The sequence below is a fragment of the Ruegeria sp. AD2(2025) genome, from assembly GCF_056542385.1.
In genome coordinates this window covers 1-4,163 of record NZ_JBQFZS010000026.1, presented here as the reverse complement: position 1 = coordinate 4,163, position 4,163 = coordinate 1, and the positions used below count along the sequence as shown (strand labels likewise).

The window sequence follows — 4,163 nt, the reverse complement described above, 5'->3', positions numbered from 1 at the left end:
CGAGTAAATGGTATTAGAGCACACAAACAATAAAGCCAGTCACATATTCCGCGGCGGTCGTATTTTCAAACGCGGCAAACACGTTCTTACTGCCCCTGCGGTCACGGGCTCTGCACTTGCTGCTGGTGTTAGCTCCCTGATTATGATCAGTGCGAGCCCGACATTTGCCGCCTGTACCCCGAGCAACACAGGAACACCAGGCGACGACATGTTAGTGTGCGATGATGCGGATGATCCGGCCGGGGCTTCTGTTTCCGGCGCCGGGGGAAACGATACCATTTCCCTCTCCGGCACAACAGCAACTGCAAATAATATCAGCGGTGATGCTGGCTCTGACAACATCCAGATAAATGGAGGGACGGTGCTCGGGGGTGTCTTTCTCGGGACAACAACAAGCGTCAATTCGACGACTGATGCCAACTCGTTTCAGATCACAGGTGGAAATATCAACGCGGGCGTTAGCGGTGCGGGAGGCACCGACGTCATCATCTTGAGTGGCGGAACCATAGGGGGATCTGTTGCCGGCCAGAATGGCAATGATGCAATCACTCTGGACGGCACCACGATCGGAGCTGACATCCTTGGCGGCAACGGGGTTGATACGATCGTTCTGGTCAGCGGCTCGGTGCGCAATATTAACTGGGGCGCGGGGGATGAGAGCGGTTTCCTCAACCTGACCAATGTGACGGTCAGCGGGGATCTCGAATTTGGGACAGGTGTTGACAACTTCACATTGTTGGATGGAAATGTTGGTGGGAATGTCCGCCTGGGGCGGTTTGCTGTTAATACAATAGAAGATAACACCTTTGTCATGAATGGTGGCTCTATCGGCGGTTCTGTGGTCGGCGACGCCGGGGACGATACGATCACGCTGGATGGCACTGCAATCACCGGCTCCATTGGTGGCGGCAACGGTGTTGACACAATCAATTTGATCAGCGGGTCGGTGACCACTGTTAACTGGGGTGCGGGGGATGAGAGCGGCATCCTTGACCTGACCAATGTGACGGTCAGCGGGGATCTCGAATTTGGGACAGGCGTTGACAACTTCACCTTGAATGCAGGTGTTGTGAACGGGAACGTCCGCCTGGGGCGGTTTGGTGTTAATACGATAGAAGATAACACTTTTATCATGAATGGTGGCACTATCGGCGGTTCTGTGGCCGGTGACGGCGGGGACGATACGATCACGCTGGATGGCACTGCAATCACCGGCTCCATTGGTGGCGGCAACGGTGTTGACACAATCAATTTGATCAGCGGGTCGGTGACCACTGTTAACTGGGGTGCGGGAGATGAGAGCGGTATCCTCGACTTGACCAATGTGATGGTCAGCGGGGATCTCGAATTTGGGACAGGCGTTGACAATTTCACATTAAATGCGGGGACCGTGGGCGGGAATGTGCGCTTGGGGCGTTTTGGCGTCGGCACAATAGAGGCGAACACCTTTATCATGAATGGTGGTCAGATTCAGGGCTCCGTTATTGGTGATAACGGCGATGATCTGATCTCCTTGACCGGTGGTACAATCGGAGGCTCGGTACTTGGCAACCTGGGGGTTGATACAATCACCCTCGACGGTACGGCGATCACCGGTGACATTAATGCAGGCGGAGACGACGACACGATCAACCTGATCAACGGGTCGGTGCGTGACGTCAACTGGGGTGCGGGGAATGAGAGCGATATTCTGGATCTGACCAATGTGACGGTCAATCGGGATCTGATTTTTGAGTCCGGTGCGGATGATTTCACTCTGACGGTCGGAGCCGTTGGCCGGCACGTTTTTCTGGGCAATACCGGGGCAAACTCAAACGACACAGATACCTTTGTGATGCTAGGCGGAACAATCGGTGGCACAGTGTTCGGCGACAGGGGGGTTGATACAATCACGCTCGACGGTACGGCGATCACCGGTGATATTAATGCAGGTAGCGGCGACGATACAATCGACCTGATCAACGGCTCGGTGCGGGACGTCAACTGGGGTGCGGGGGATGAGAACGACATTCTGGACCTGACCAATGTGACAGTCAGCCGGGACCTTATCTTTAATTCCGGTGTGGACGATTTCACTCTGACGGTCGGAGCCGTTGGCCGGCACGTTTTTCTGGGCACGACGAACGCCGCTTCGACCGACACCGATACCTTTGTGATGCTTGGCGGTACAATCGGTGGCACAGTGTTTGGTGACAATGGGGTTGATACAATCACGCTCGACGGCACCGCGATCGCCGGCGACATTCGTGCCTTTGCTGGTGTTGACACCATCAATCTGATCAACGGATCGGTTCGCAATGTAGATTGGGGCAACGGCGATGAGAGTGACATTCTGGACCTGACCAATGTGACGGTCAGCGGGGAGCTCATTTTCGGAGGTGGGGCAGACGACTTCACACTGACGGCAGGAAATGTGGCTGGAGATATTCATCTGGGTTTCTCCAACGGCACCTCAACGGACACCGATACCTTTGTGATGAATGGTGGTTCTGCCGCCAGGATTATCGGTGACAATGGCATCGACAATATCACCTTGAATGGGGGTGTGCTTGGAACCGACATAATCGCCTTTGGCGGTAACGACACGATTGACCTGATCAGCGGATCTGTGCGCACCGTTAACTGGGGGATCGGAGACGAAGGCGGCGTTCTGGACCTGACCAATGTGACGGTCAGCGGGGAGCTCGTCTTTGAAAGGGGTAACGACAATTTCACGCTGAATGCGGGAGATGTGGCTGGTGATATTCATCTGGGGCTCACAAATGGGGTCTCAACAGACACTGATACCTTTGTGATGAACGGTGGCTCTGCCGCCAGGATTATCGGCGACAATGGCATCGACAATATCACCTTGAACGGGGGCGATATTGGAACCGACATAATCGCCTTCGCTGGTGATGACACGATTGACCTGATCAGCGGCTCGGTGCGCACGGTAAACTGGGGCGCCGGGGATGAGAGCGGTACACTCGACCTGACCAATGTGACGCTTAGCGGGAGCCTCATCTTTGAAAGGGGCAACGACGATTTCACGCTGGATGCCGGAACGGTCGGAGATAGGGTTTTCCTTGGCACGACCAACGCTCTCTCGACGGATACCGATATCTTTACCATGAACGGTGGTGTCATTACCGTTCGCATTGAAGGGGACAATGGGGATGACACTGTCAATTTGAATGGCGGTCAAATCCTGAATTCAACGTCTTTCCGGGCCTTTGGCGGGAATGACACAATCAATCTGAATGGCGCCACGTTGAATGGTCTGATCAGCGCCGGAGACGGGGATGATACATTCAATTGGACGGATGGAACCCTTACAAACCAGTTTGTTGGCGGAAGCGGCAACGATACCGCCGTAATCAGCGCTGCGACCTATGCCGGAGATATCATTCTCGATGGCACGAACTTCAACGATTTTGTCAACAACAACGGCACACCGCTTGATCCAAGCGACGACTTTGTGGTCACGGACACCTTCGTCGACACCCTGACGTTTGATGGCGCAAATACAGGCGTAAATACCAACACGATCCGCGGTTGGGAAAGCGTTAGCGCTGTGAATTCCACCCTGGATTTCGACTCGCTGCGCCTGAATGGTGTCAGCGCAACCGGCAACAACAACGTCGCAACAGCACTAAACGTCTCCGGTGGGGATGTTACTCTGAGCGGCGCCAGCATCCTGGCGGATCTTCTTGGATCGGCCAGCAACGAGGCCCTGACCGCCACCGGCACAACTGTGGTTTCAAATGCCATCGAGGGTGGCGGAGGAGCCGATACGATTTCGGTGCTTGGCGATGCCAGTGTGACCAATGGCGTTTTTGGCGGCGCTGATGGTCATGATGCAAGCACCGCAACGGACGCGGGCGACACAATCACCATCAATACCACCGGCACAGTTGGTTTGATCGATGGCGGTCTTGGGGATGACACTATCAATCTGATCGCAGGTTCGGTTCCAGGGTCCGTTCTGGGTCAGGAGGGCGACGACACTGTTACTATCTTCGATGGTTTCACCGTCACGAGTCTGATTGACGGGGGGGCCAATACCGCAGTTGGGGATATATTTGCCGTCGACACGGCGACAACCCAGACCTTCGACGGTACACAGGTTGTGAACTTCGAGATCCTGCAAAAGGACAACACTGGAACTTTGACACTGACGG

General features: G+C 54.9%; 1 protein-coding gene. It reads left to right on the top strand.

Features of this window, described 5'->3' with window-relative positions:
* Nucleotides 1-208: 208 nt before the first annotated feature.
* A partial coding sequence (locus tag ACR1XV_RS21295; RefSeq protein WP_480535020.1) for a beta strand repeat-containing protein occupies nt 209-4,163 on the top strand: 3,955 nt, incomplete at its 3' end.